18 protein-coding genes are annotated in these 22,679 nt (G+C 39.2%); 16 read left to right on the top strand and 2 right to left on the bottom strand.

The features are described from left to right. Positions 1-20 precede the first annotated feature (20 nt). Complete coding sequence (kynA, locus tag SAY88_RS14990; RefSeq protein ID WP_332632641.1) at positions 21-854, top strand: tryptophan 2,3-dioxygenase; 834 nt, start codon at positions 21-23, stop codon at positions 852-854. A gap of 264 nt (positions 855-1,118) precedes the next feature. Here kynA and SAY88_RS14995 read toward each other — a convergent pair whose 3' ends face one another. Next, positions 1,119-2,582: an MDR family MFS transporter gene (locus SAY88_RS14995; protein WP_332632643.1), complete on the bottom strand. Its 1,464-nt coding sequence runs from the start codon at positions 2,580-2,582 to the stop codon at positions 1,119-1,121. A gap of 166 nt (positions 2,583-2,748) precedes the next feature. Between SAY88_RS14995 and SAY88_RS15000 the strand changes: the two genes are divergently transcribed. From SAY88_RS15000 to SAY88_RS15070, 15 genes are all read left to right on the top strand, one after another. Further along, positions 2,749-3,375 carry a TetR/AcrR family transcriptional regulator gene (locus SAY88_RS15000; RefSeq protein ID WP_332632645.1) on the top strand — a complete coding sequence of 209 codons (627 nt, stop codon included), beginning with the start codon at positions 2,749-2,751 and terminating at the stop codon, positions 3,373-3,375. Positions 3,376-3,387: 12 nt separating this feature from the next. After that, positions 3,388-3,549, top strand: coding sequence for a hypothetical protein (locus tag SAY88_RS15005; RefSeq protein WP_332632647.1), 162 nt, complete (start codon positions 3,388-3,390; stop codon positions 3,547-3,549). A gap of 255 nt (positions 3,550-3,804) precedes the next feature. Next, on the top strand, positions 3,805-5,001 hold the full coding sequence (locus SAY88_RS15010; protein ID WP_332632649.1) for an ROK family transcriptional regulator: 1,197 nt from the start codon (positions 3,805-3,807) through the stop codon (positions 4,999-5,001). A gap of 231 nt (positions 5,002-5,232) precedes the next feature. Further along, a complete protein-coding gene (locus SAY88_RS15015) occupies positions 5,233-6,054 on the top strand; it encodes an MBL fold metallo-hydrolase (RefSeq protein ID WP_332632651.1) in 822 nt (273 codons plus the stop codon). 36 nt (positions 6,055-6,090) lie between these two features. Further along, the gene (locus SAY88_RS15020) at positions 6,091-7,116 is read left to right on the top strand and encodes a TAXI family TRAP transporter solute-binding subunit (RefSeq protein ID WP_332632653.1); all 1,026 of its coding nucleotides are present in this window, start codon (positions 6,091-6,093) and stop codon (positions 7,114-7,116) included. A 103-nt stretch (positions 7,117-7,219) separates the two neighbouring features. Further along, positions 7,220-9,121 (top strand): TRAP transporter permease, encoded by a 1,902-nt coding sequence (locus SAY88_RS15025; protein WP_332632654.1) that lies wholly within the window; start codon positions 7,220-7,222, stop codon positions 9,119-9,121. 101 nt (positions 9,122-9,222) lie between these two features. Beyond that, positions 9,223-10,932, top strand: a complete 1,710-nt coding sequence (locus tag SAY88_RS15030; RefSeq protein WP_332632656.1) for a SulP family inorganic anion transporter — start codon at positions 9,223-9,225, stop codon at positions 10,930-10,932. A gap of 281 nt (positions 10,933-11,213) precedes the next feature. After that, a complete protein-coding gene (locus SAY88_RS15035; RefSeq protein WP_332632657.1) occupies positions 11,214-12,140 on the top strand; it encodes a LysR family transcriptional regulator in 927 nt (308 codons plus the stop codon). A 279-nt stretch (positions 12,141-12,419) separates the two neighbouring features. After that, positions 12,420-13,193 (top strand): hypothetical protein, encoded by a 774-nt coding sequence (locus SAY88_RS15040; protein WP_332632660.1) that lies wholly within the window; start codon positions 12,420-12,422, stop codon positions 13,191-13,193. 330 nt (positions 13,194-13,523) lie between these two features. Next, on the top strand, positions 13,524-15,482 hold the full coding sequence (locus SAY88_RS15045; protein WP_332632663.1) for a TRAP transporter permease: 1,959 nt from the start codon (positions 13,524-13,526) through the stop codon (positions 15,480-15,482). Between the two features lie 19 nt (positions 15,483-15,501). Further along, positions 15,502-16,572, top strand: coding sequence for a TAXI family TRAP transporter solute-binding subunit (locus SAY88_RS15050; protein ID WP_332632666.1), 1,071 nt, complete (start codon positions 15,502-15,504; stop codon positions 16,570-16,572). Positions 16,573-16,603: 31 nt separating this feature from the next. Then, positions 16,604-16,870 (top strand): hypothetical protein, encoded by a 267-nt coding sequence (locus SAY88_RS15055; protein ID WP_332632668.1) that lies wholly within the window; start codon positions 16,604-16,606, stop codon positions 16,868-16,870. 37 nt (positions 16,871-16,907) lie between these two features. Further along, positions 16,908-18,002: an NAD(P)-dependent alcohol dehydrogenase gene (locus SAY88_RS15060; RefSeq protein WP_332632671.1), complete on the top strand. Its 1,095-nt coding sequence runs from the start codon at positions 16,908-16,910 to the stop codon at positions 18,000-18,002. A gap of 84 nt (positions 18,003-18,086) precedes the next feature. Continuing rightward, entirely contained in the window at positions 18,087-19,544 is a 1,458-nt protein-coding gene (locus tag SAY88_RS15065) for an aldehyde dehydrogenase family protein (RefSeq protein ID WP_332632674.1), read from the top strand. A 264-nt stretch (positions 19,545-19,808) separates the two neighbouring features. Then, complete coding sequence (locus SAY88_RS15070) at positions 19,809-19,997, top strand: hypothetical protein (protein WP_332632677.1); 189 nt, start codon at positions 19,809-19,811, stop codon at positions 19,995-19,997. 416 nt (positions 19,998-20,413) lie between these two features. On the opposite strand, the gene katG is transcribed toward SAY88_RS15070, so the two are convergent. Continuing rightward, positions 20,414-22,624 carry a catalase/peroxidase HPI gene (katG, locus tag SAY88_RS15075; protein WP_332632680.1) on the bottom strand — a complete coding sequence of 737 codons (2,211 nt, stop codon included), beginning with the start codon at positions 22,622-22,624 and terminating at the stop codon, positions 20,414-20,416. Between the last annotated feature and the right edge of the window lie 55 nt (positions 22,625-22,679).

A 22,679-nucleotide genomic window follows, 5' to 3' on the forward strand; every position in this document is an offset into this window, starting at 1 on the left:
ATTCGAATGGAGATGAAACCATGACCAAACCGACGGATAACGAGAAAAACATAGAAACGAACTTTATGGAAAAAATGACGTACGGAGAATATTTGCAGCTTGATTCCTTACTTGCAAGCCAAAAAAGGTTGTCAGATCATCATGATGAAATGTTGTTCATCATCATTCATCAAGTAAGTGAACTATGGATGAAACTCATCCTTCATGAAATCAATGCGGCTAAGCAAGCGATCATAGAAAACCACTTACAAGTAAGTTTCAAAAAACTCGCTCGTGTTTCGCAAATTCAATCTCAAATCATTAAGGCTTGGGATGTATTGTCTACCTTGACCCCTGCTGAGTACCTTGAATTTAGAGATAAATTAGGAAGTTCATCAGGATTCCAATCGTATCAATATCGTTTAATTGAATTTGCTCTTGGTAATAAAACAGATTATATTTTAAAGATCTATGAAAAAGATACGAAGCTATCAGAGGAACTAAAGGAAGCGTATCAAGCCCCGAGCTTGTATGATATTTCTATCAAATCCCTGCACAAAGGTGGCTTTGACATTTCAGAAGACGTTCTGAATCGTGACGTGACGAAGCCGTATCAACAAGATGTGAGCGTTCAAAAAGCGTGGACGACTGTATACCAAAATACAGATAAGTATTGGGATTTATATCAGCTTGCCGAAAAACTTGTTGACATTGAAGATAGCTTACAGCAATGGCGTTTCCGGCATATGAAAACGGTGGAAAGAATCATTGGTTTTAAAGTAGGTACAGGCGGCTCTTCAGGAGTCAATTATTTGAAACAAGTTCTTGACCAACGATTCTTTCCCGAATTGTGGAATTTACGAACAGTATTGTAGTTGGAAGGACTTTTGTGATTACGATAAGTTGTGGTTCCTGGGTCTTCATCATCTTTACTATTAGTATACGAAATAAAAGGGGGACAAAAACTGACGCTAAAACCTCTTATGATTTTAGCTTCAATTTCAACAAAACGTTGATATACCAAAGAAAACAAGCGTACCAAATCATTGCGAATTGGTACGCCATTACTATTACTTTTTGTTATTTTCTCTCCCAAAACTGAACCCTATACCTTTAAACAACGCATCTTTTCCCCAACCTTAATTCGCTTGTTTGCTCCTTTGAACAAAAAGAGCAAGGACAACGGCGGCTAATGCCAAATAAAAACCAGTTGAGAAGCTTTGCTGTGAACCGTAAGTGAGTGCGGAAATAAGCTCTTCACCAGTCGGATTTTCAATCCCATTACTAGTTAAATAGCTTTGTTGACCATTTTCCATGACCGAAATAAACAAAGCTGCGCCGATAGCACCAGATACTTGCATCAAAGTGTTCATAATCGCTGTGCCATGCGGATACAGTTTGGCGGGAATTTGGTTCAAGCCATTTGTTTGCGCAGGCATCATAATCATCGCAACAGCAATCATGAGAATCGCTTGTTGGACAATGACGATCCACACCGGGATGCCTGGAACGGTATAGCGATAAGTAAAGACAATTACAGCCAGAATCATCGTTCCTGGGATTAATAAAGGACGCGGGCCAAATTTATCGAAGAGACGTCCCATAAAAGGGGACATGGCCCCGTTCAATAACCCACCTGGCAGCATGACGAGCCCGGTCAAAACAGCACTGAATAATAGGGCACCTTGCATATAAATCGGCATAACGAGCATCATCGCAAACATCGTCATCATGATGAGCATGACAAGCACGAGTCCTAATAAAAACATTGGATAACGAAAAACGCGAATATCAAGAAGAGGTGTCTCAAGCTTTAATTGGCGCCAACTAAATAGGCTAAGTGCCACAAAACCAATAAGCAAAGTTAAGAACACGATAGGATCAGCAAACGTAGCGACCCCTTTACCAGCTGCACTAAATCCATAGACAATCCCACCGAATCCGAGCGTTGATAAAACAAATGAAAGGACATCAAGCTTCGGTTTTGAAGTCTCAGAAATATTCGTCAGTACTCTCATTCCAAACATTAGAGACAGAAGCGCTATTGGAAGAATGAAATAAAATAACCAACGCCAAGTGAAATTTTCAACAATAAGACCTGAAACAGTTGGACCAATGGCTGGTGCAAACATAATAACAAGTCCAACCATTCCCATTGCGGCACCGCGACGTTCAACTGGAATAACGGTAAGAATGATGTTTATTAAGAGCGGAATCATGATTGCTGTACCAACTGCCTGAGTTAAACGGCCTACTAAAAGGATTGCAAATACTGGGCTAAATCCAGAGACCAGTGTTCCTAGCGTAAATAAGGACATCGCTGTAATGAATAACTGGCGTGTCGTAAAGCGTTGCATAAAATAGGCAGAGACCGGAACTAATGTACCAATAACGAGCATATATCCCGTGACAAGCCATTGTACGGTACTTGACGCAACCCCAAAATCCGCCATGATGGCATTCAGGGCTACATTTAATATCGTTTCGCTTAAAATGGCGACAAATGCGCCAGAAAGCAGCACAGCTACAATAGGAATGACGTTAACTGTCGGTTGATTTGTCTCCTTAGCTGCTGCGGTGTTTTCTTGAGCTATAACAGCCATTAAAATTTCCTCCATTCGATCCATAGATACGAAACGACATCGTTTCGCTAAATCATCTTATCACCACCAAATACGAAACGCAAGAGTATCGTATTTGTAAAAAAAAGAGCTCGATGATAAACTACCATTAAGATAAAGGATGTGGTGAAAGGTGGTGTGAACCACTATGTCGATACAAAAGAAAGAGCAAGAAGAAAGCAAACGAGGGAGGCCCCTTGATAAGTCTCGGAATGAAGTGATTCTAACAGCAACACTCGATTTATTAGCAGAGTGTGGCTTTGATGCGTTAACGATCGATGCAGTAGCGGCGAAGGCAAAAGTAGGGAAGGCGACGATTTACAGGCGGTGGTCATCCAAAATCGAACTGGTCATTGATGCAGCTGCTTTTATTTGCCCTTTTGAAAAGCTATGGGAAAGAGTGGATACTCATCAACGGTTGCGTGACCAATTAATAGATGTGCTTACTTTCATTTTTCAATTTGACAACAATAGGTATCAAAATGCAATGACGGCCATTCATACGGCAGCTTCTTCTAATAAGCAATTAGAAGAAGAGCTTCAAAAGGATTTCTATTGGCGCACGAAACATGCAATCGAATCGATTGTAAAACCTTTTGTAAAGGATCAGGATAAATTGTCAGAAACAGAATGGGATCTTCTAACGGATATTGGGCCAGCCTTAATTATGTACCGAGGTATATTTATAGGAAAACCTTTTGACCGTGCTTATGGAGAGCAAATTGTCGATAGCATGATGATGCCAATGATTAAAGCTGTACGAAGAGACGATTAAAGGAGGAGCCACATGAGGTGCGGATCGAAATCCTTTCTTGTGGAAATGGAAGTAAAGGGAGAAAAACAAACTAAGTCCGTTACCGCAAGAACACCTGTGGACGCAAGAAAAACCATTCGAGAAGAATACGGAGCAGAGGCTCAAATTATATCGGTTGTAGAAGAGAAAAGATAACTTGTTTCTTAGAAGCGAAAACGAGTAAATGACAATAAGGATCTATGTAAAACCCTCAAGCATAGGATTGCTTGAGGGTTTACATGATTGATTTCTTCTTTACGTTTTCCGACTTGGAAAGAGCGAAAAAAGACATTATAGCATTCCGATATAATACAGACATCATAAACACTCTGAATATATTATCTAGACATTGGAATTTTGAAAATGATAAAATATAAAACAAATTTACTTTGCTAAAGTTGGTGTCTGAGCATGTTGAAATCCTTTATAGAAGATGAGCTTCCGAAACATCAAATACTTAAAACTGTCTATTTATTAATCCATGATTATGGTCCTATTACAAAAACAGATCTTTTAGAAAAGACGAATTTGAAACAAACAACATTGTTCCGTATTATTGAGCGTTTAGAAAAAGATGGGTTAATTGTGGAATCTGGCTACGGGGAATCAAATGGAGGACGTCCACCGATTTTGTATAACATTAATGCTCGATTAGGCTTTATTATTTCATTACATATAAACAGGATGTTTACAAGAGTATCTTTACATAATCTCCATTTTGACTTTATCGATCAGGTTACGATCTCAATGACGAAAGAACATACTCCAAGAGTTATTATTGATGAGACAATTACGATTATCGATAATTTCATGAAAACTCATCACTTTACCGTTGATGAGCTTCTAGGTATAGGGGTTGGGGCGATTGGGCCACTTGATAGAGTACGTGGGATTATTTTAGAACCTGAGCCATTTGCTGCTCCTGGGTGGAAAAATGTACAGATTGTCAGTGAATTGAAAAAGTACTTTCCAGTAAAGGTAACGCTTGAAAATGGTGCGACACTCGCTGCATTAGGCGAGTATAAAGGTGAAAATTCTGCCTACAAAAATATTCTTTGCTCCATTAATAGTTGGGGAATAGGGTGTGGAATCATTTCAAACGGAGAAGTGGTACGAGCACATAATGGAAATGTCGGGTTATATGGCCATATGGTTATAGATATAAATGGTGAACTTTGTGAATGTGGAAAAAGAGGCTGCTTGCAAGCATATACATCCCTTTATGCTATTTTAAAAGATTTGGGTAGTAGCTATCTTTCTGAGGAAAGAGACTTAAATTGGTATAGAGAGAATACGATTGCTCTAATTGAGCAGTTAGATCGAGATCGTGAAATTACAGAAGATGCTGTTATGCGTTCTGCATACTATTACGGTGTCGGCCTGTCCAATATTATTAATCTTCTTGAAACAGAGGTTGCTGTTCTATCTGGTCCTTTAATTCAACGTTACAATGGGTACTTTGATAAAGTACAGGAAGTAACATTAAAGCACATTACTTTAAATAAACAAGTAAAAATCGTTCAGGAAAGTTCATTGCAATCCAATGCTTCTATTGGAGCAGCTGTTTCTATATTTTCGTCTTTGTTTGGCAGGGAGGAAAACGAATAAGGTATTATTTTTAAAAAATTCTAAAATTTATATTTATTTTTTTGAAAGGATCATGTATTATGAATTCACGAACACTTTTATCCAAAATGAATTAAAGGGTGATTAATATGAATGTCGAAATGTAAGCGTTTTTATTTGTGCGCTTCTATCTAAAATGAACAAAAGGTAATAGGAGATTTTGTTAGTGTTAGTAATCACGTAATGAATATTAGAAAATGGAGTTGATAGCACATGTCAAATATTTCAGTTGTGATGCTTGGAACAGGAAGTCCACGCCCGAATCTAAATCGCTCGCAGCCAGCTCAAGCACTTGTAGTTGGAGATCAAACGATTTTAATTGACTGTGGTGAAGGGACAACATCTCAATTAATGAAAGCTGGAATTAAACCCGAGTCCATAAAGTATTTAATATTTACACATTTACATTCCGATCACACGATGGGTTACGCTCAGTTTCTACTAGGTGGCTGGGGGCAGGGCAGGTCAGAGCTGACAATTATTGGTCCTAGAGGAACAAAGGATTTCCACGAAAGTATTTTGAACATGTATTCATATGATATTGATTACCGTTGTTCCCTTGGCCGTTCAGGAGCAGGGATCCGTGATGTTGAAGTTATCGAGTTTGAGGAACCTGGTGAATTAATAGAAAATCCATTGCCTTACAAAATAACTACAGCTCGTATGATTCATAATGTTCCAACATTCGCTTTTCGGTTCGATATCGATGGGAAAGCAATTGTGATCTCAAGTGATACGTCACCGAATGAAGCAATCGTGCATCTTGCAGAAGGAGCAGATATACTCGTTCAAAACGCAGGCCTGACGACTGGTAAGAAAAGTGAAGCTTTAGAGAAAATTTGGGACCAGCTTCAGAAGGAACATTGTAGTCCCACTCAGGCAGGGGTTATTGCAAAGAAAGCCAATGTAAAAAAAGTAGTTCTTACTCATTTTTTACCTGAAGCGGATGGGCGAATTGCACTTCAAGAGGCTTCTGCTGAGTTTTCCGGGGAAGTGATTGTTCCAGAGGATTTACAAGTTATTAACATAGGATAGGGACTAATTCTATTAATCAATGAAGGAGATGATTGAATGAAACGCGCTTCAGTTGGAATATTTTCTCTCATATTTATTTCAGTTATGTTAGTTGCCTGCGGAGGTGGAGATTCAAGCCAACCAGCTACCAACGGAGAGGAAACAGAAGATAGTTTCTCAGGGATTGTTCCTGTGTACACACCGGGTTCGGGTGGGATTAACTATATTGTTAGTGCAGGTTTGGCGAATATATTAAATAATGAAAAAGTGCTTCCTGGAGCTTCTTTTGCTACTGAGGCAACAAATGGAACATCGGAAATTGTCCAGTATATGTCTGAACGTCATCAACTAGGAATGCCGGCCTTTGGTGGAATTGGCGCATTAGGTGCTGACCAAGCATTTAATGGAGTGTTAGAACCAGTTCCAGGCGAACATGACTATTTAAGAGGAATCGGGTATTTGAGTTACAATGCGCTTCATTTAGTCGTACGTGAGAATTCTCCTATTCAATCATTTGAAGATTTAGCAGGAAAACGAGTCGGTGTTGCTGCAATTGGTACACCTCCGACGGAATTACTAGAAGATTTAATGGAAGCTCATGGTGTGAGCAAAGACGATTATCAACCACTGCCGCTTAGCAGCTTTACAGAAATTCAAGAAGCAGTAGCTAACGGGAGTGTCGATGCAGGTTATTTAATGGGAGCTATTCCGGCACCGACTGTTAGAGAAATTGCTCAAACAGAAAATGTAAGAATTATTCCTGTTGATCCTTCCATCATGGAAACCTTTGAATCTGAACATCCATATTACTCATCGGTGGATATACCAGCAGGTACGTACCCAGGACAAGATGAAGATATAACGATTGGGGCGTTTTACTCCATTTATATAACTCACGAACAGACAGATGATGGAATGGTTTATAAATTTTTAGAAACGATTATGAACAACACTGACGGTTTGAAAGACATTCATCCTACATTTGATATTGTACCGGAAACCGTCACAGAAGGTGTGACCATTCCATATCACCCAGGTGCATTAAAATACTTTGAAGATCATGGCATAGAGGTTCAACAATAAACTTCATGAACACATACAGCGAAAATAGGTGCCAAGAGCAGGAATTCTCTATCCGTACCTCTATATGAACTTCTGACAATGAAAGTGAGGAGTGTAGTCGATTATGTTACAAAAAATAATTACAAGGGCCGTAGTAATTCTCGCGTATTTCTTGGCATTTTTTCACCTGTACGCTGGTGGAATTCAAATATTCCCTTCTATGCAGCAGAGGGGTGTTCATCTAGGCTTTGCCCTAGCACTCATCTTTTTAATCTACCCTTTTATGAAAAAGCAAAATAATGAAGGTAATTTATCAACGAGAGGGAAAATAGCTTGGGTTACCGATATACTTTTGACAGGTGCTTCCATCTTTATAGCGGTTTATATTTATATGTATTTTATTGATTTATCCATGGCATTTAGTTCTCCTACAACAACGATGTTAGTCGTTGGGGTATTAAGTATTTTTTTAACGCTAGAAGCAGCAAGAAGGATTATAGGGTGGGCTTTGCCAGTATTAGCTGCTCTATTTCTCGTATACGCTTTCGTAGGTGAGAAGTTACCTTTGCTATTTGCTCATTCTGGGTATAGCTTGCAGCGAATCATCACTCAAGTTGGCCTATCAAATGAAGGGGTATTTGGCATCCCACTAGGTGTTTCGGCGACATATGTAGTGTTATTCGTCTTGTTCGGATCATTTTTAGAAAAGTCAGGAGCAGGGAAGTTTTTTATCGATTTAGCCTTTTCTTTAGTAGGGCGTTTCAGAGGGGGAGCCGCTAAAGTTTCCATCGTCTCAAGTGCCCTATTTGGTTCCATTAGTGGGAGTCAAGTTGGAAATGTAGCGACAACTGGAATCTTAACTATTCCTTTAATGAAGCGCGGTGGGTATAAAGCTAAATATGCAGGGGCAGTTGAATCAGTCGCATCAACAGGGGGAATGCTGTTACCGCCTGTCATGGGAGCAGTTGCCTTTTTAATGGCTGATTTTTTACAAGTAGAATACATTCAAGTTGCTTTAGCGGCTTTAATCCCCGCCTTGTTATATTTCATTGCCATCTTTATTATGGTAGACTTACGAGCTACTCGCATGGGAGAAAATAGTGAAGATCACTATAAGGTTCCAAACTTAAAAGAAATGATAGTTACAAAAGGACACTTAATCCTTCCACTGTTAGTTTTAGTGTTTCTATTAATCGGACCTCAACTGCCACCGCCAGAAGCAGCATTTTGGGGAATCGTTTCTGTACCTCTTGTCTGCTTATTACGGAAAGAAACAAGAATGAGCTTCTATGATATGAAAGAAGCAATCGTTCAGGGCATGAAGCTATCGCTAGTTGTAGCAGCAGCTTGTGCGTGCGCAGGTATTGTCATCGGTGTTATTAACATGACGGGAATGGGATTAAGATTTTCTGGAATATTAATTGAACTTTCTGGAGGCCATTTATTTGTATTGCTTCTATTAACTATGGTGGCATCGATTATCATGGGTATGGGCTTGCCGCCGGTAGCATCCTATATTATTTTGGCGGTATTAGCAGCACCAGCTATCACACAGTTAGGCGTACCTAGTATGGCAGCTCATATGTTTATTTTCTATTATGGCGTTCTATCAGGCATTACGCCTCCAGTTGCAATTGCAGCCTATGCGGCAAGTGGAATTGCAAAAACAAATCCAATGTCAACATCAATCACAGCTTGTAGATTAGCAGCCGTTGCCTTTATTGTTCCGTTTATGTTTGTCTACGGTCCAGCACTTATTTTCCAAGGCACTGTCGTAACGATCTTACTGGCATCGGTTACAGCGTTGATTGGAATTTATGCATTAGCTGTTGCTTTAGAAGGGTATATAAAGCAACCAGTCTTATTGATTTCAAGGTCCATGCTGTTATTAGGGGCGGTTCTTTTGATTAATGTGGGCATTCTGTTTGATATTATCGGCTTTGTTCTAATTGTGGCTACATTGCTGTATGAACTAAAGGTTAGAAAGTTTGTTACGGTACCAAATTTGAGTGCAAAAGAAATGTAAGTGAAAAGTAAAATGCCGTCTCCCTCCTTTGGGGAAGACGGTGTCTTTTGTTCACGAACATGTTCTAAGTTATAGAAGAAAACAAAGAAAGGAATAGGATTATGAGTCCCAAAAAATTGTCTATATTAGGTCTTTCATATAATCAGCATTCCTTTAAACGTGATTTGATAGCTGGTTTGACCATTTTTGTTATGCTCGTCCCTCAAGGGATGGCATATGCGATGCTCACAGGACTGCCTCCCGTTATGGGATTATATGCTTCTACGATTCCGTTAATCATTTATGCTTTGTTAGCTTCATCCAGACATTTATCTGTTGGCCCTGTCGCCATCACTTCATTGCTTGTGTTTTCGAGTGTTTCGGTGATTGCCGAAACAGGCTCCTCAGAGTATATCTCCTATGTATTAATACTAGCCTTAATGGTTGGGGCGATTCAACTTTTACTAGGAATGTCTAAAGCTGGTTTTATCGTAAAATTTATTCCCCATTCTGTTATGAATGGCTATACTTCTGCAGCAGCTATTGTGATTGGTCTAAGTCAGTTGAAACATGTACTAGGAATTGAGGCAGGGAACTATTTGCAAATTCATGTATTGTTTACTGAGGTCTTTCAACATCTATCAGACGTTCATCTGCTAACCGTAGGAATAGGGATTGGTAGTATGCTAGGACTTGTGCTCTTTAAAAAAATAAATCCTAAAATTCCAGGTGCCTTACTTATTGTCATACTATCAATTGCAATGGTTTATGTATTTGGACTACATCATTCTGGAGTACAAATAGTTGGGGACGTTCCACAAGGATTTCCGGCCATCGCATTGCCACCTCTTTCAATCGAGGTCATGCAGCTATTATTCCCAATGGCCCTAACTATCTCACTTATTGCTTTCATGGAATCATTAGCAATTGCTAAGGCTATTGCAAACAAAGAAAAGTATAAAGTTAATCCGAATCGGGAATTAAGAGCTTTAGGCCTTTCAAATATTGTTGGAGCTTGCTTTCATTCATTTCCGGTTAATGGAAGCTTTTCTAGAACCGCAGTCAATTATCAAGCCGGCGGTGTAACACAAATGGCTTCTATGATCACAGCGATGTTAGTAATGGTTACTTTATTTTTCTTTACTTCCTTTTTTTACTACTTACCAAATGCCATCCTAGCTGCCATTATAATGGTTGCCGTTTACAAGTTAATTGACTTGAAAGAAATGAGGCATCTTTTTCAAGTAAAACCGTTTGAAGGGTGGATCTGGGTCACGACGTTTTTCGTCACATTATTTGTTGGCATTCAGTGGGGAATTATTATTGGAGCTGCTTTTACATTGATTTTATTAGTGAAGCAGAGTGCACGGCCTAATATTGTTGAATTAGGCTACGTCAAAAAAGAAAATGCTTTTCGTGACACGAATAGATATCCTAAAGCTAGAACAATAGAAAACGTATTGTTAATTCGTGTTGATTCATCACTACACTTTGCAAATATTGCTTTTTTTGAAGAGAAAATAAAAGCTTATCTTAAAAGAAAACCGAAAGCAAAGTGGATCATCGTTGATATGGCAGGAGTAAATGATATGGACACGGTGTCAGTTGGCACATTAGAAGAATTGATTGTTTCCTATCGAAAAGAGTACGGCGTAACCTTTGTCTTTGCCAATATGAAAGGAGCTATACGGGATACCGTCAAGAAAGCAGGATGGACCGAAAAGTATAAAGACGAAATCAAATACCCGACGATTGAACAAGTAGTAAAGGAAAAAGGATTTGACTATCATTCAGAAGACTTGATTGTCGCCACATTGGATTATCAAATTTAGAGGAGTGGAGGAACTTTGTCGTAGAAGTAAATCTATAAAAAAAGGATGGTTCTATTGGCATTTTCCGGATGTAGCCCGAGAATCATCCTAATTCCTTTTATATAATATAAATCCCTTCCTCTATTATTTTTCACAAAACAAAACATCCTTCCGTTATCCTTAGTGAGCTAATCACCATTAAGTCTTTCCTAAGTTTGTTCCCCAAACTAATTATTGTAATTCAAGAAGGAATTTCTGCTATACATTCCGAATTACTCACTGTTTATATAAGATAAATCGATATGTACTACATGAAAGGGAGTTGGAGAACGATTAACATTGAAAGTTTAAGAATGTTTTGTTTAGTAGTAGATGAAAAGAGTATCAGTAAAGCCGCGCAAACTAGTTATGTTTCACAACCAAGTGTGACAAGACAAATTCGTGCAATAGAAGACTTTTATGGTTTGCCCTTATTTGAGAGAAAGGAAAATAAGTTGACGGTTACTGAAGCAGGGCGAAATTTGTATCCTATTGCTAAGTCTATTATTAATCAATTTAATTCATCTATTGAAACAATGAAACGAATGAATGAGGAAAATCAATTTACGTTGCCTGTTGGCTCTTCTTTGCGAGTGGGTGAGTACATTATGCCTAAATTACTCGGTGAATTTAAAAAGAAGTATCCTGAAGCACAGTTATCTTTAAAAATCGGCGATACAAAGAAAATAATCGATTGCCTATCACAAGATCTCTTTCAAATTGCAATTGTAGAAGGCGAATTTGACCATAAGGGATTTCAGACAGAGGTGTTAACTGAAGATGAGCTTATTTTAATTGTAGGACCAGAGCATCCTTGGCGACTAAGAGACATGATTGATTTTCCTGAGGTATTAAATGAACAAATTGTTCGAAGAATTGCCAATTCGGAATTTAGAGTCCGAGTAGAAAAAGAGTTAAAAAAACACAATTTACTTGAGAAAATTTCAAGTTATATCGAGCTTGAAACAACCCAAGCGATTAAGACGGCAGTGGAATATGGTCTAGGCATTTCTTTTGTCTCACGAATGGCTGTGGAAAAGGAATTAGAGACAGGGAGGCTAATAGAAGTGAAAATAAACAATGTGAAGATTACCAGACCTATTCACATTGTATTAAAGGAACACCGCTTTTCTCATTTAGGTACGGAAAAGTTTGTTGAGATGGTAAAAGCAATGCCACGATACAACTAGTTTTCAAATTTAATTAATAGTATAGAAAAAGTGTATACCCTATACTTTTTTCGGAGTCTAAAATCTATTGCCTTCAATGAAATAAAGTGTCAGAATATAGAAAAGATTTAAATAGTGGAAATAGTGAAAACCTACTATTTAAAAGTGTTAGCGAGCGCTTTCGATTAAAATGAAAGCGTTTGCTAACCTCGATTCTTTCGATTGCGTATGATGATTTTTTACCAACTTTTATCCAAAAAGGAAGAAAGTTAGACTATTACTAGAAAGGGTGTTGTGGAAATGGCTGTTGCTGTTGAATTACCAAAGTTACAAGAGTTATCTGATCAGGAATTAATGGCTTGGACACCAAAAGAATTTGTGGAGAAAATAATTGGAAAGTCAGAAATGTTTGCAGAAATCTTTTTTCATAAGGAACATTGGGAAACATTTGAGCTTGATGAACAAACACGAAAAGATAATTTGGTTGAATTTTGTGCTAGGTTAGCGTGGCGAGAATTTTATAATGGGGTGCATCCACCTTCAAAACAAATTGTCATGTTAGAAAAAAATCCTGAAGATATAGGGATTCGTATTCGTCTAGCTCAACAAATTATTGATGAAGTACAGCATCAACGTACATGGGGGCGCTGGTGTAAGCATTATGGTGGAAGTCCGAGACTACAAGATTATGACGTTAGTCCAGAAGTAATTAAACAATTCCAACTGACAAATGACTACGATGATCCTGCAGAAATCGCCGTTAACCTGCAACTGACAGGTGAGCCTATTTTGGTCTATCTATTTGGCTTTGGAACACTTAAACCGGAAGAAAGTATCACGTATAGCTTATTACCAACTGAACTGCTTAAAGATATTGAAAAAAGTGTGGTTGCTGATGAACCAAGGCATATTGCCGTAGGGAAAGAGATTATGAAAAAATATTGTGGCGATGCCAAGAAACGTCGTAACATTTTAGAACTTCAATGCACACGCCTTGAAAATACGATCAGAATTATGATGAAAGATTTAGAACTTCTAGGTGCTAAGAGAGTGGGGCAATTACCAATTATCTAATCAAATCGAAGGGTATTGGGGATTAGCTTCCGATCCCCAGTACATTTTCATCATAATAGTTGGTAACTAGAAGAATATTAGGAAGGTCGATTAAGGGAAAGCACGAATGTTATGAAGTTTTGAACTTGACTTAATGATTTAGTAATAATGAGGAAGTTTTGTCAGGCGTAAAAAATAAGGTGAACGTTATAGGTTCTAAGAGTAACAGGGGGAGAAGGGCTAGGCCGCTAAATGCTAGTAAAATTCTTACTTAGATCCCCTTCTTAGTCTATCACCCTAAATTCTTCTCTTATTTAAGTCCATATATTTGTTAATAAAGGAGTGTCATATGTGGAAAAAAGCAACGAGTTGGTGTCAAAGTTTAGGGAATTAAAAGGGGGGCAGGCATCCCTCTGGAGTATGTTATTAATCCTGATCCCCCTATCCGGTGTTTTATTCATTTTGTCCTTTTTTGACTTCTTTGGCATATCGATCATGAAACAACAATATGCAGGTTGGTTTATGGGGTTAGTTCTTGCAGCAGTTTTTCTTGGTATACCTGCAACGAAGCGATCTTCTAGAACGGTCATTCCATGGTATGACTGGTGTATGTCTGGTATGGGACTTTACGGTGGGATGTATATCGCTATTTTTTATCCTACCATTCTCTATCAATTTTCGGTCATTACTCCGTCTCGTATCCTTTTAAGTGGAATCGTCATTTTATTAATTCTAGAAGCATTAAGAAGAATGTTTGGCTTGTCCTTAGTCGTCATTGTTGCAGCATTTTTAAGTTATGGATTTGTGGCCCCATATATGCCAGGGGCATTTAAGGGACAAGGGACATCGTATGATCAATTACTAAATTATTTATATCTAGATGCTAATAGTTTGTTAGACCTTTTATATTTAGCGGCCACGATGGCTTTTGCGTTTATCCTTTTTGGTCAAACGTTACTTAATTTAAAAGGTGGAGACATCTTTAATGACATCGCTGTTTCTCTATTCGGGCGTTTTAGGGGAGGTCCTGCCAAAGCCTCTGTGGTTGGGTCTGCTTCGGTAGGAAGTATTACAGGAAATCCAGTTGCTAATGTGTTGTTAACTGGGAGTATGACCATCCCTCTCATGAAGCGAAGTGGTTATAGCAGCTCTCAATCAGCGGCGATTGAATCGGTGGCCTCAACGGGTGGCACGCTTACTCCCCCTATTATGGGGATTGTCGCTTTTATGATGGCTGAGAACTTAGGAGTATCGTATCAAGTCATCATACTAGCAGCCATTGTACCTGCCCTAATGTATTATGTTTCTTTATTCATTCAAGTAGATTTAAAAGCTGGTCAGAACAATATTAAAAAAATTCCACGGGAAGACTTGCCAGATCGAGCGACAGTGTTAAAAAAGGCGTGGTTGATCATACCTATCTTTGTGTTTTTAGTATACGTCCTATTTGTGCAAGGACGCTCACCAGCAACAGCAGGAGTCTATGCATCGGGAATAGCGGTTATTGTTCTAAGTTTACAAAAACAAATACGGCGGGATATCTTCCGTAAGGCCATAGGTATTTTTAAAGATACAGGAAAAACAATGTTAGAAATTGGTGTCATTTTAGCAGCTGCGGGATTGATTGTAGGGGTTATTGCCATCACTGGACTTGGATTCAATCTCGTTCAGGTCATAACCAATTTCGGGCAATACGGTTTATTTGCGTTGTTAGTTGCTAGTGCGATTGTTTGTATCGTCTTGGGGATGGGGATGCCAGCTGTTGCGGCTTATGCAATCGTAGCCGTGTTGGTTGTACCAGCATTAGTAGAATTGGGTGTAGCACCGATTGCGGCTCATTTCTTTGTGTTCTTCTTTGCAACGATGTCTAACATTACCCCACCTATTGCGTTAGCATGTTTTGCTGCAGCTCCTATTGCAAAAGAGAGTCCACATAAGATTGGGTTTGAAGCAACGAAGTTAGGGATTATGGGGTATATCATTCCGTTTGTATTTGTCTATAACTCTAGTATTTTATTGAGTACGTCTCAAGAAGTGAATATAGCGAGTGTTCTTTCTGCGATAGTATTAACCACTCTTGCTGTCTGTATTTTGTCAGTAGCTGTCGCTGGATATTTATTTGATCATTTAACTTGGCCAAAGCGAGTGTTATTAATTTTGTCAGCGTCCTTCGTTCTACTACCTGAATTAGGATTAGGGTTAAATCTAGCTGGGTGTATTATCGCATCTGTCGTATTCATACTAGAGTACGTAAAAAGAAAAGCGAACCAAAAGGCTCTGGTTGTTAATAATAAAGCACAAATAAATTAAGAAGGTAGGTAGGTTGATCATGAATAAAATAGCCAGATCTCTTTTAAGAAAGATAACAATGGCTCTATTGCTCGGTGTAGGTGCATTCGCTTTAACAGCATGTGGGGGAAGTCATTCAACTACAGGTGAAACAGATAACTCTAATCTAAGTGTAGCCACGAATCCTTCTGGTTTGTTTTTTAATAGTGTCGGGTCAGCGATTGCAAGTGTAGTAAGCGAAGGTTCCTCTGTAAATATGACAGTCCGTCCTTATGTGGGGGCAACTCAGTGGCTACCTTTACTAAATGACAACCAAGTGAATTTTGGCGTATCGGAAGAACCAAATGTTTATTGGGCTGTTAATGGAGAAGGGATGTTTAATGAAGCGTACCAAAATATACGGTCAATTGCTTCAGTAGGGATGCTTAATATGAGTGGTTACACGGTAAGGGAAGATTCAGGTATAGAGAAATTGAGTGATTTAAAAGGGAAACGAATCGCAGCAGGGTATAACGGGGAATGGATCATTCAATACTTATTGGAAGCTCAACTAGCCTCTGTTGGGTTAACAAGTGATGACGTTACGTTAGTTACGATTGCAGATAACAATGCCGGAATGGATGCATTGCGAGAGGGAAGAGTTGACGCTGTCTTTACAGGAAACCCATCACAAGGGGCATTTCTAGAAATGGATAATGCAATTGGAATAAAAGCTTTAAATTATGCAGATGTCACTCCTGGTGAATTAGATCAAAAGAAAGATGAACTAATAAAACAAATGCAAGAATTTGTACCATCTCTTGAACCGGTAGTCGTTAACGGAGGAATTATTAAGGAAGATACGGTTATTTATCGGTTTGGTGTGACATTAGTTAGCTCTACACATGTATCTGAAGAAGCCGTTTATGACATCACCAAAACGTTATGGGAACAACATGAAGAATTACCGAAAATATTTGGTTGGTTTGAAGGTCTAACGCCAGAGGATATGTTCAATCCGGTTCCTTCTGCTCCTTATCATGATGGGGCTATCAAATATTTTAAAGAAGAAGGGATTTGGACGGATGAAGCCGAGCAACATCATCAAGAGCTTATAAACTCTTTTGATTAAAAACAATTGAAAGCGACTAAAGGAGGCCCATATGTTTGATTTTGAGATGTGGAGTACACAAGTATTCGAGGTAATTGATGAAATTGAGAAACGCGAAGCGAACCATGAAGATGTCACAATTTATAAAGAGCAGTTGCATGAATTGTGGAACGAGCTGTTCCAGCAGGACAATGATATGTTTGTACAATTCTTAAAGGACGTTTTAGAACAAACAAAGGGAGTCATTAACGGTGAAAGTGATCAATCTGATTTAAATAAATTGGTAGATGAAATGCGGGAGAGGATATTAAAGCCTTAGTCCAATTTCAATCTCTTTAGAAAAAGGAAGTGGTAGGATGTTAACAAAAGCGGCTGTTACATTAGCAAAGGGAGAACCGTTTCACCTTACAGACATTCAAATAGGTGCTCCGAAATCTGGTGAAGTGCTTGTGAAAATAGCAGGTACAGGGATATGCCATACCGATTTGGTTGTAAGGGATGCACAATTTCCGGTTACATTCCCTATCGTTTTAGGGCATGAAGGATCTGGTATTGTTGAGAAAGTTGGTCAAGGTGTCACTAGCGTTCAACCTGGGGATCATGTTGTACTTACTTTTAGCTCATGTGGAACGTGTAAGAATTGTCAGAACGGACAGTCCTATGCATGTGTAAACTTTTTCCACCTGAATTTTGGTGGCAACATGAGCGATGGTACGAAACGTTTGTCAGTCGGAGATACGGACATCTCAAGTTTCTTTGGTCAGTCCAGTTTCTCTCATTATGCGATAGCCTCAGAAAGAAATATCGTAAAGGTTTCAAAAGATGTTCCGATTGAGATACTAGGTCCCCTTGGTTGTGGCATCCAAACGGGTTGTGGAGCCGTGATCAATAAATTGAAGGCTGAGCCGGGTTCGAGCATGGTTGTATTCGGTTGTGGATCAGTTGGATTAAGTGCAATCATGGCTGGCAAAGTCGTTGGCTGTACGACCATTATTGCTGTTGATATTCACGATAGTCGCCTTAAACTAGCAGAAGAGCTGGGGGCTACTCATACTATCAATTCTTCTGAGAGTGATAGTTTAGTAGAGATTCAAAAAATTACTAATCTTGGGGTGAATTATTCTTTAGAGACGAGTGGAAGACCCGAGGTTCTACGCCAGGCTGTTGATTGCTTAGCATCTTTAGGAACATGTGCAGTAATCGGAGTTCCTCCTATTGGAACCGAAGTCAGTCTAGATATTAAAACGATCAGACAAGAACGTACGATAACAGGTGTTGTGGAAGGAAGCTCGCAACCACAAGTTTTCATTCCACAAATGATTGAGTTATATAAACAAGGTAAACTGCCATTTGATAAGTTAATTTCCTTCTATAAATTAGAAGAAATAAATCAGGCTACTGAAGATGCCAAAAACGGCACTGCGATAAAACCTGTAATTATGTTTCAGTAAAATGACAGTCTAGAATCAATGCTGCACTTACGCTTATTTAGGGAAAAGGGTGCAGCAAATATTTAAAAGGGGTGAGTGTGTAAAGTGAATTATACAGAATGGTCTCTTTGTCCTATTGCAGGTGAATGGAGTGAAGGTTCAAGTACTAACATCCTTTCTGTTTTAAATCCATATTCGGATGAGGAACTCGTGAAAATAAAAATGGCGACAAAACAAGATGTTCATGCTGCATACATAGAAGCGGCTCGTGTACAAAAAGAATGGTCGAAAACAAATCCTTATGAGAAAGAAAAGATTCTTAGAAAAGCGGCACAATTAATGGAAGAAAGAAGAGAACAGATCGTAGATTTATTAATAAAAGAAGGAGGAGCAACAAGAATCAAAGCAAATAATGAGGTATCTGCCTCGATTACGTTAGTAAATGAAGCAGCTAGCTTTCCTTTTCAAATGGAAACTCGCACCTTTCCTTCGATAGTTCCCGGGAAGACAAATACAGTATTAAAGGAGCCTTTAGGGGTTGTTAGTATTATTACTCCGTGGAACTTTCCGTTGTCCCTTACGATGCGCTCGTTAGCACCAGCTATCGCAACGGGAAATGGTGTAGTGATCAAGCCATCTTTAGATACTCCTATTACAGGAGGACTGTTTCTTGCAAAGGTGTTTGAGGATGCTGGGGTTCCTAAAGGATTAGTAAGTGTCATCGTAGCTTCTAGTAAAGATATAGGAAATTCGTTTATTGACCATCCGATTCCAGAAATCATTTCATTTACGGGCTCAACTGAAATAGGAAGAAAAGTAGGCGAAATTGCCGGATATAATCTAAAAAAAGTTTCTCTTGAATTAGGAGGCAATAATGCATGCATCGTGCTTGATGATGCAGATCTTGAACAAGCAACTACAGCTTCTATTTTCGGAAAATTCCTACATCAAGGCCAGATTTGTATGGCAATTAACCGAATAATCGTTGTGGAAAGTGTGTATCAAGACTTTGTAGACAGATTCGTAGAAAAAGCATCTAAATTAAAGGCGAGTGATCCGTCTGATGCAGATACGGTGATAGGCCCGTTAATTAATAACAAGCAAGTTGATACGATTAAAGCTTTATTAAATAAAGGCATTGAAGAAGGAGTGACAGTCGCTCTTGAAGGGAAGATCGTTGGAAAAGTTGTGGAACCCTTTGTCTTATCAGATGTATCGAATACAATGGAAATCGCCCAAAGCGAGATTTTTGGTCCTATCGCCCTTATTATTCCTGTAAAAGATGAAAAAGAGGCAATTAAAGTGGCCAATGACTCTCAATATGGGTTAAGTGGTGCTGTTTTCTCATCATCACCAGATCGAGCGTTTAATGTTGCAAAACAAATCAAAACGGGAATGATTCATATTAATGATCAATCAGTAAACAATGAACCAATGGTCCCTTTCGGTGGAGAGAAGAATTCTGGTATAGGAAGACACGGTGGAGAATGGGCGGTTGAAGAGTTTACGACTGTAAAATGGATATCAAACCAAGAGACTCCAAGAATGTATCCGTTTGGGTAAGTAAAGGTAATAGAAGGAAATTGGGCCTGTGGATAAAGATATTTTTTTTATTCATAGGCTTTTTACGGTTTGAAGGGAAGCAGCTTTATATGATTGCTTCTTTACGAGAGTTTCTTCAGGATGATGCAAACAATGGTTACCAGAAACTTGCGATACATTTAAAATTCCTCCTTAACCCAATAAAAAAATTCACCTAACAGTTTCTGCTACAGAACTTATTTCCCTATTTAGAACATATAGTACATAAAAGGGAGATGATTAGTAATGGTTAAAAAATTTCACATAACATTTGAATATGTAAATGGAAAAACAGCGTGTTATGAACTAGCTTCAGGACGAGGACTTGCGGGAATAAAGGAACAAATTAAAAAATTCAGGTGGTATGAAGTATCAAGTACAGAGATAGTTAATTTAGATAATGTCTTAAGTGTAAAAATTGAAGATGTGGAATAAAGAAAGGAAGCCCCAAATACTTTTCTTACGTTTAGTTAATTTACATTTAGTTCACCAAAGAATAATATAACTAAAATTAAATGCCAAGTGATGGCCAGGTATCGCTTATGAATCAAGTTCATACTGACGGTATCTGGTATTTTTTTTTTTAAAATCTTTTTTCTATAAGGCGCCGAAGAACCAATATCTCCTCTGAGTCAGCCTAGAAAGGTCCAGTCCTTTTTAGTTTATGTATTTAGCAATGTTAGAGTGGGATGAGAGGAGAATATACTGAAGGAACAATAATAATATAATTCCTAATAAAAACATTCGATGTTTGTTTCACATGAATACGCTCTGTTTTCATTAATTTTTGTTTTCTATCACAAAAAAACCGCCGTCAATCAAACCAAACCGACGGCGGTTTCCTTATACACTTAATTACTTGTTAGTTCCGTTTTCTTAAGCTTAAGGTCGAAACGGTCTGCGTTCATAACCTTGACCCAAGCAGCGATAAAGTCATTTACAAACTTTCCTTTGTTATCGTCTTGAGCATAAACTTCTGCAATGGCACGTAGCACGGAGTTCGATCCGAATACAAGGTCCACTCTCGTTGCTGTACGTACGACTTCGCCTGACTTACGGTCGCGACCTTCAAATACGTCGCCGTCCACAGGCTTCCATTCTACACCCATGTCAAGCAAGTTAACAAAGAAATCGTTAGAGAGTGTGCCTACACGATCCGTGAATACGCCGTGCTCAGTACCAGCGTGGTTTGTACCTAAAACACGCATACCACCAATCAGTGCAGTCATTTCTGGTGCAGTAAGGCCAAGTAGTTGAGCTTTGTCTACTAGCAACTCTTCTGAACTCACACTATATTTCTTCTTCTGATAGTTTCGGAAGCCATCAGCGACCGGTTCTAACACTTCAAAGCCTTCTACGTCTGTTTGCTCCTCTGTAGCATCACCACGACCAGGAGCAAAAGGAACCGTTACATCAAAACCTGCATCTTGTGCAGCTCTTTCAACTGCCGCATTACCGCCTAGTACAATCAAATCAGCCATGCTTACTTTTTTATCTAATTGACTTTGAATGTCTTCAAATACAGCTAGGACTTTTTCAAGTTGTTGTGGCTGATTCACGTCCCAATTTTTCTGTGGAGCAAGACGGATGCGGGCACCATTTGCACCACCGCGATTATCTGAGCCGCGGAACGTACTTGCTGAAGCCCAAGCCGTTGTGACTAGCTCGCTCACTGTAAGTCCTGAATTTAGGATTTTTTCTTTCAGTTCAGCTACATCTACATCAGTTAATTCATACTCAACAGTTGGGACAGGATCTTGCCAGATAAGATCTTCTTCTGGAACTTCTGGACCTAGATATCTTGCTTTAGGACCCATATCACGGTGAAGTAGTTTGAACCATGCGCGAGCAAAGGCATCTGCAAACTCTTCCGGATTTTCATGGAAACGACGCGCAATTTTTTCGTATGCTGGGTCATGACGCAATGCTAAATCAGTGGTGAACATAACCGTTGGAACTTTCTTTGATGGATCTGCAGCATCTGGTGCAAGATCTTTTTCATCTGGGTCTACAGCCATCCACTGATATGCGCCTGCAGGACTCTTAGTCAGCCACCATTCATATCCAAATAATAAATCAAAGTAACCATTATCCCACTTTGTTGGGTTAGCCGTCCAAGCACCTTCAAGCCCACTTGTGATGGTGTCAGCACCCTTACCACTACCGTGAGTGCTTAGCCAGCCTAAGCCTTGTGCTTCAATAGGAGCAGCTTCTGGCTCTGGTCCAACATGCGAAGCATCTCCTGCGCCGTGTGCCTTACCAAACGTGTGTCCGCCGGCAATAAGTGCAACAGTTTCTTCATCGTTCATTCCCATACGTCCAAAGGTTTCGCGAATGTCGTGAGCACTTTTAATTGGATCTGGTTTTCCGTTTGGACCTTCTGGGTTCACATAGATAAGGCCCATTTGAACGGCAGCAAGAGGATTCTCAAGCTCGCGGTCGCCTGTGTAACGGTTATCACCTAACATTTCAGTTTCGGAACCCCAGTAGATATCTTCTTCAGGATGCCAAATGTCAGCACGTCCACCTCCAAAACCAAATGTCTTACCACCCATGGATTCAATCGCGACATTACCTGTTAGAAGAAGCAAGTCAGCCCAAGAAATTTTGTTACCGTATTTTTGCTTAATCGGCCATAAAAGACGACGAGCTTTATCAAGATTACCGTTGTCCTCCCAGCTGTTAAGAGGTGCGAAACGTTGGTTCCCAGTTCCACCGCCACCACGGCCGTCACCTGTACGGTATGTACCTGCTGCGTGCCAAGACATACGAATAAAGAATGGACCATAATGACCATAGTCAGCAGGCCACCAATCTTGGCTGTCTGTCATTAAGTCAAGAAGATCTTTTTTAAGAGCATCGTAATCTAACTTTTGGAATTCTTCTGTATAATCAAAGTCCTCACCCATAGGGTTCGTTTTTCTGTCATGCTGATGTAAAATATTCAAGTTTAATTGATTTGGCCACCAGTCTTTATTTGTTGTAACAGTAGAGCTGTTACTAGTAGCGCTGCCGTGTGAAAACGGGCATTTTCCAGTGGTAGTATTGTTTTTAGTGTCCATATGTTACTCCTCCTTTTTTAACTACATATAGTAGTAGATAATTATGCAACTAGTC

Source organism: Halalkalibacter flavus, assembly GCF_036663575.1.
Classification (GTDB): Bacteria; Bacillota; Bacilli; order Bacillales; family Bacillaceae_D; genus Halalkalibacter; species Halalkalibacter flavus.

What these genes read in the sequence shown, in the direction of transcription:
- kynA (WP_332632641.1), top strand. Translation starts at nt 21, where the DNA reads ATGACCAAACCGACGGATAACGAGAAAAACATAGAAACGAACTTTATG.
- SAY88_RS14995 (WP_332632643.1), bottom strand. Translation starts at nt 2,582, where the DNA reads ATGGCTGTTATAGCTCAAGAAAACACCGCAGCAGCTAAGGAGACAAAT.
- SAY88_RS15000 (WP_332632645.1), top strand. Translation starts at nt 2,749, where the DNA reads ATGTCGATACAAAAGAAAGAGCAAGAAGAAAGCAAACGAGGGAGGCCC.
- SAY88_RS15005 (WP_332632647.1), top strand. Translation starts at nt 3,388, where the DNA reads ATGAGGTGCGGATCGAAATCCTTTCTTGTGGAAATGGAAGTAAAGGGA.
- SAY88_RS15010 (WP_332632649.1), top strand. Translation starts at nt 3,805, where the DNA reads ATGTTGAAATCCTTTATAGAAGATGAGCTTCCGAAACATCAAATACTT.
- SAY88_RS15015 (WP_332632651.1), top strand. Translation starts at nt 5,233, where the DNA reads ATGTCAAATATTTCAGTTGTGATGCTTGGAACAGGAAGTCCACGCCCG.
- SAY88_RS15020 (WP_332632653.1), top strand. Translation starts at nt 6,091, where the DNA reads ATGAAACGCGCTTCAGTTGGAATATTTTCTCTCATATTTATTTCAGTT.
- SAY88_RS15025 (WP_332632654.1), top strand. Translation starts at nt 7,220, where the DNA reads ATGTTACAAAAAATAATTACAAGGGCCGTAGTAATTCTCGCGTATTTC.
- SAY88_RS15030 (WP_332632656.1), top strand. Translation starts at nt 9,223, where the DNA reads ATGAGTCCCAAAAAATTGTCTATATTAGGTCTTTCATATAATCAGCAT.
- SAY88_RS15035 (WP_332632657.1), top strand. Translation starts at nt 11,214, where the DNA reads ATGTACTACATGAAAGGGAGTTGGAGAACGATTAACATTGAAAGTTTA.
- SAY88_RS15040 (WP_332632660.1), top strand. Translation starts at nt 12,420, where the DNA reads ATGGCTGTTGCTGTTGAATTACCAAAGTTACAAGAGTTATCTGATCAG.
- SAY88_RS15050 (WP_332632666.1), top strand. Translation starts at nt 15,502, where the DNA reads ATGAATAAAATAGCCAGATCTCTTTTAAGAAAGATAACAATGGCTCTA.
- SAY88_RS15055 (WP_332632668.1), top strand. Translation starts at nt 16,604, where the DNA reads ATGTTTGATTTTGAGATGTGGAGTACACAAGTATTCGAGGTAATTGAT.
- SAY88_RS15060 (WP_332632671.1), top strand. Translation starts at nt 16,908, where the DNA reads ATGTTAACAAAAGCGGCTGTTACATTAGCAAAGGGAGAACCGTTTCAC.
- SAY88_RS15070 (WP_332632677.1), top strand. Translation starts at nt 19,809, where the DNA reads ATGGTTAAAAAATTTCACATAACATTTGAATATGTAAATGGAAAAACA.
- katG (WP_332632680.1), bottom strand. Translation starts at nt 22,624, where the DNA reads ATGGACACTAAAAACAATACTACCACTGGAAAATGCCCGTTTTCACAC.